Raw genomic sequence first — 5386 nt, 5'->3', positions numbered from 1 at the left:
GTTCGCCGTACCGGTGGCGGGGGCGTGGTCGACCCCGGCCAACCAGGTGCTGATCGCGCAGCGCGCCGAGGAGCTCGCTCTCCGACGAACTGCGGCTCGCCGCCCTCGAAGACCGCCTCGACGCCGACCGCGCCGCCGCCCGTCCCGTCCCGCCGCCCGCCGAACTCGCGGCCGCCGCCGCGAACCCGCTGCGCGAACGGCTCCGCGACCCACTACGTCCGCTCCCTGCACGCGGCCGGACGCCGCGCCGAGGCCCTGGAGGCGTACGAGGAGACGCGCCGCGCCCTCGCCGACCGGCTCGGCGCCGTCCCGTCCCCCGAACTCGCCGCCGTCCACCTGGCGATCCTGCGCGACGCGGGCGCCCCCGCCGACCGCGACGGCCCGGCCGAGCCGTCCCCGCGCCGGACGAACCTGCCCGCGCAGCTCACCACCTTCGTCGGCCGCGAGGAGGAGTCGCGGCGCGTCGGCGAACTGCTGCGCGAGCACCGGCTCGTCACCCTCACCGGCCCCGGCGGCGCGGGCAAGACCCGCCTCGCCGGGGAGATCGCCGCCGCCCACGTCGCGGACACCCCGGACGGCGTCTGGTTCGTCCCGCTCGCCCCGGTCAGCGACACCGGCGACCTCGTCCAGGCCGTGCTCACCGCGCTCGGCGTCGTCGAGACGGCGTGGACGCCGACGGCCTGCCGCCCGCCCGCCCCCTCGAACGGCTCACCGACTTCCTCGCCGCCAAGAGCCTCGTCCTCGTCATGGACAACTGCGAGCACCTCGTCGACGCCATCGCCCGGCTCGCCGACCACCTCCTCGCCCTGGCGCCCGGCGTGCGGATCCTCGCCACCAGCCGCGAGCCGCTCGGCATCACCGGCGAAGCGCTCTGCCCCGTCCCGTCCCTGCCGCTGCCGCCGCCCGCCGCCGCGGACGACGACGCCGGCGGCGCGCCGCCCGACCCGGACGAGGCGCTGCGGTACGCGTCCGTCCGGTTGTTCGCCGACCGCGCCGCCGCCGTCCGTCCCGGCTTCACGGTCGACACCGGCACCGTCCGCGACGTCGTCGAGATCTGCCGCGCCCTCGACGGCGTGCCGCTGGCCATCGAACTGGCCGCCGCCCGGCTGCGCGCCCTCACCCCCGGCCAGGTCTCGGCCCGGCTGGGCGACCGGTTCCGGCTGCTGTCGGCCGGCAGCCGCGCCGCACTGCCCCGGCACCGCACGCTGCGCGCCGTCGTCGACTGGAGCTGGGACCTGCTGGACGACGTCGAACGCACCGTCCTGCGCAGGCTGTCGGTGTTCGCGGGCGGCGCCACCGCCGAGGCCGCCGCCCGCGTCTGCGGCCTCGCCGCCCCGGACGCCCCGGCGCCCGACGACGTCCTCGACGTGATCACCGCGCTCATCGACAAGTCGCTCGTCCTCGCGGACGGCGGCGCGGACGTCCGCTACCGGCTGCTGGAGACCGTCCGCGTCTACGCGGGCGAACGGCTGGACGAGGCCGGCGAGGCCGGACGCGTCCGCGCCGAGCACGCCGCCTGCTTCCTCGACCTCGCCGAACGCGCCGAGCCCGAACTCCGCCGCGCCGACCAGCTGATCTGGGTCGACCGGCTGACCGCCGACCGCGACAACCTGTCCGCCGCGCTGCGGCACGCCGTCGACGCGCGCGACGCCGACACGGCGCTGCGCCTCTTCGGCGCCCTCATCTGGTTCTGGTTCATGCGCGACATGGAGGTCGAGGCGGGCGGTTTCGCCATGTCCGTCCACGATCTGGCGGGGGAGACACCACCGCCGGGACGGGCCGAGCAGCACCTGCTCACCACCCTCGCGGCACGGCTGATCGGCGAGTTCACCTCCGCGGACGCGTCCACCGCGTCGTTGCGCACGATCGTCGACCGTCTCGTGCAGGACGTCCCGGAGATGCCGCGGCACCCCATCCTCGCGCTCGCCCGCTCGATGCACGCCATCTTCGGCGGGGACACCGAAGCGGGACGCCGCCGGCTGCGGGCGCTCGACGACCACCCGGACCCGTGGGTGCGGGCCGTCGCCCGGGTCGTCCTCGGCCATGTCGCGCTCACGTCGGGGACATCGACGCCGCGGAAGTCGAGGCCACCGCCGCCTGTGCCCGCTTCCGGGGGCTCGGCGACCGCTGGGGCCTGGTCGGCGCGCTCGGCTGCCTGATGCAGGTCCGGCTGGCCCGCGGCGACTTCGAGGGGGCGCTCGGCCTCGCCGAGGAGGCGCAGGGTTTCAGCGAGTCGGGCATCGGCATGGACGCCGGCACCATGGTGCTGATCTTCGTCGGCGAGGTGCTGATCCGGACCGGGGACCACTCCGGCGCCCGCAAGAGCCTCGAACGGGCCCTGGAGATCCTCGAACGGCGCGGCGACATCGCCGACGCGGGCACCGCGGCCCTCGCCCTGTGCGAGCTGGCCCTCTGGGAGGGCGACCGGGCCGCCGCCCGCGAACTCGCCGAACGCGTCTACGACTGGACGGAGTCGAGGCAGAACCGTCCCGACGTCAAACTCGTGGCACGCCGCGTCCACTCACGCCTCGGCTGCCTCGCGGAGGAGGACGGCGACCTCGACGCCGCCGCTCGCCGGCACGCCCGCGCGCTCGACGGCCTGGCCGACGACGTCTTCGCGGGCAACCCCACCGTCGCCGGCCTCGCCGAGGGCCTCGCCGCGCTCGTCGACGCGCGCGGCGAACACGCCCGCGCCGCCGAACTCCTCGGCACCGCCCACGCGCTGCGCGGCTACCGTGACCCCGGCACCTACGACGGTCACCGCACCGCCGAGTCCGCCGCCGCGGCCATCGGCGACGCCGCGTTCGCCGACGCCTACCGGCGCGGACGGGCCGTCGACCGCGAGGCGTTCGTCGCTCGCGCGCCCGGCATGGCGGCGCCCGTCCGCCCGGAGGGGGCGGACGGGGCAGACGGGGCGGACGGGGCGGACGAGGCGGACGAGGCGGACGAGGCGGAAACGTCGGACGGGCCGGAACGCGGCGACGCGCGCACCGACCCGTCCGGCTGACAGGGGGTTCAGGCCCGCCGCGTGTACAGGCGGACGGCCAGCGGGAACGACACCAGGACGATGCCCGCCGCCCACGCCAGCGTGTACCAGACGTGGTTCCCGGCGGCGCCGCCGACCATGAGCGCCCGCATCGAGTCCGCGAGATGCGACACCGGGCTGATGTCGGTCCACGTCTGCAGCCAGCCCGGCATCGTCGACGTGTCGGCGATCAGCACGCTGCTGCCGAACGTCAGCGGCATGACCCAGATCATCGCGATGCCCTGCACCGTGTCCGGACTCGGCGCGACCAGGCCCACCAGCACCGACACCCAGCACACCGCCAGATAGAACACGTACGCGAGCCCGATGGCCGCCAGCACCGACAGCGGGTCGGTGCCGAACCGGAAGCCCAGCAGCATCCCGACCCCCAGCAGGACCGTCATCATGATGACGAACCGGACGGTGTCCCCGAGGACCGCCCCGATCAGCGGCGCGCTCCGCGCGATCGGTAGGCTGCGGAACCGGTCGAACACCCCGCGATGGATGTCCTCGTTCAGCGCCACCCCCAGCCCCATCGTCGCGAACATCGCCATCTGGGCCACCAGCCCGGGCAGCAACTGCTGCAGGTAGGAGTGGGTGTCGCCCGCCACCACGCCGCCGAACACGTACAGGAACAGCAGCAGGAACACGATCGGCATCAGCGTGATGTCGAGCAGCTTCTCCGGCGAATGCCGCAGCTGCGCGATGTTCCGCCACGCCAGCGTCAGCCCGTGCCGCAGCGTCCGCTGCGGGCTGACGTGCGCGGGCGGCGCGGCGCCGTCCAGTGAGAGCGTGGTCATGCCGGGCTCCCTTCCCGCACGAGTTCCGCCGCAGGTTCCGCGGCGGCATGGCCCGTCAGCGTCAGGAACACCTCGTCCAGGCTCGGCATCCGCACCGCCAGTTCCGCGACGCCGAGCGACGTCTCGTCCAGCCGGCGCACCAGCGCCGCCATCACCCCCGGATCGCTCACCGGCGCCGTGACCAGCCCCGTCGTCTCCTGCACGTCCGGACGTCCGCCGGTCAGCTCCGCGACGATCGTCGCGAGCTGCGCCACCCGGTACGGCTCGGCGGCGCGCACCGCGAGCGTCTGCCGCCCCACACGTCCCTTCAGCTCTCCCGACGTCCCCTCCGCGATCACGCGGCCGTGGTCGAACACCACGATGCGGTCCGCGAGGGCGTCGGCCTCTTCGAGGTACTGCGTCGTGAGGAGCACCGTCGCGCCGTCCGCGACCACGGCCCGCACGGTGTCCCACACCTCGTTGCGCGCACGTGGATCGAGGCCCGTGGTGGGCTCGTCCAGGTAGATGACCTCCGGCCGGTTGACCAGGCTCGCCGCCAGGTCGAGCCGTCTGCGCATGCCGCCCGAGTAGGTCTTGACGGCGCGCGTCCCCGCCTCCGTCAGCCGGAACCGCGCCAGCAGCTCCCGGGCCCGCGCTTTCGCCTCCGAACGTCCCAGGTCGAGCAGCCGCGCGATCATCACGAGATTCTGCGTGCCGGTCAGCTCCTCGTCGACGGACGCGTACTGCCCGGTCAGCCCGATCTTCGCGCGGACCCGTACCGCGTCCTTCACGACGTCGTAGCCGCACACCTCGGCGCGTCCCGAGTCCGGCTTGAGCAGCGTCGCCAGGACGCGCACCGCGGTCGTCTTCCCGGCCCCGTTCGGCCCCAGCACCCCGAGGACCGTGCCGCGCTCGACCGTGAGGCCGACACCGTCCAGGGCCTGTGTGTCCCCGAACCGTTTGCGCAGTCCGTCCGTGCGTATCACTTCGTCCACTCGCACTCCCCGTGCTCCGTTCTTGTGACCTCGACCACCGTCGGCGACCCCGCTGACACGGGGCTCACAGGCGGACCCCGCCGCTGACGCCGTCCTGATGCGCGACTGACGTCGGCGGGCGTACACGCACGTGACCAGCAGGTTTCCGGAGGATGCCGCCGAGGTGGACGATTCGATTTGACGATCACTCAGCGGCTGCTAATGTTCTTCATGCCCCAAGGGGATGCGGGACGCCGAGAGGCGGACGGCCCCGGGGAAGCCACCCGGACGAAAAACGGTTCGAAGCACGCTTCGAACCGAGCTAGGCTGGAGTGGCAAGCCCGGACGGGATGCAGGACATCGCAAGGTGGCCGGCCCGAGGGACTCCTCCGAAAGATCTTCCGAAGACGGTTCGCCGTCTGCGGCAGCGTCCCGGAGGGCGGGCGCCGACCTCGAAGATCGACTCGAAAGAGCCGGTTGACAGGAACGAAGAACCTGGTAAGTTAGAAGGGTTGCCCCGGAGCGAGACCAGCGAGAGCGGGTCGAGCGCGGTGGGTGTCCGTTTCTTGAGAACTCAACAGCGTGTTAAAAGCCAGTGCCTTTATCGA

4 protein-coding genes and 1 pseudogene are annotated in these 5386 nt (G+C 73.7%); 3 read left to right on the top strand and 2 right to left on the bottom strand.

Translation table 11 applies throughout. The features are described from left to right. Positions 1-24: 24 nt before the first annotated feature. From BJF79_RS67475 to BJF79_RS30670, 3 genes and pseudogenes are all read left to right on the top strand, one after another. Positions 25-288: pseudogene (locus BJF79_RS67475) on the top strand (hypothetical protein); the annotation flags it as partial. 377 nt (positions 289-665) lie between these two features. Beyond that, positions 666-2159, top strand: coding sequence for an ATP-binding protein (locus BJF79_RS62285; RefSeq protein ID WP_075902652.1), 1494 nt, complete (start codon positions 666-668; stop codon positions 2157-2159). Then, positions 2159-3007, top strand: coding sequence for a hypothetical protein (locus BJF79_RS30670; RefSeq protein WP_075902650.1), 849 nt, complete (start codon positions 2159-2161; stop codon positions 3005-3007). Before BJF79_RS62285 ends, BJF79_RS30670 begins: the two co-directional genes overlap by 1 nt. An 8-nt stretch (positions 3008-3015) precedes the next feature. On the opposite strand, the gene BJF79_RS30665 is transcribed toward BJF79_RS30670, so the two are convergent. Next, positions 3016-3825, bottom strand: a complete 810-nt coding sequence (locus BJF79_RS30665) for an ABC transporter permease (protein WP_075902648.1) — start codon at positions 3823-3825, stop codon at positions 3016-3018. Continuing rightward, entirely contained in the window at positions 3822-4799 is a 978-nt protein-coding gene (locus BJF79_RS30660; RefSeq protein ID WP_075902646.1) for an ATP-binding cassette domain-containing protein, read from the bottom strand. Before BJF79_RS30660 ends, BJF79_RS30665 begins: the two co-directional genes overlap by 4 nt. Positions 4800-5386: the final 587 nt, after the last annotated feature.

The sequence above is a fragment of the Actinomadura sp. CNU-125 genome, assembly GCF_001942465.1.
Classification (GTDB): Bacteria; Actinomycetota; Actinomycetes; order Streptosporangiales; family Streptosporangiaceae; genus Spirillospora.
The sequence above is the reverse complement of the archived record's forward strand: the minus strand, read 5'-3'. Positions and strand labels throughout refer to the sequence as shown.

Coding starts and splice junctions, on each gene's coding strand:
- BJF79_RS30670 (WP_075902650.1), top strand. CDS start 2,159: ATGCAGGTCCGGCTGGCCCGCGGCGACTTCGAGGGGGCGCTCGGCCTC.
- BJF79_RS30665 (WP_075902648.1), bottom strand. CDS start 3,825: ATGACCACGCTCTCACTGGACGGCGCCGCGCCGCCCGCGCACGTCAGC.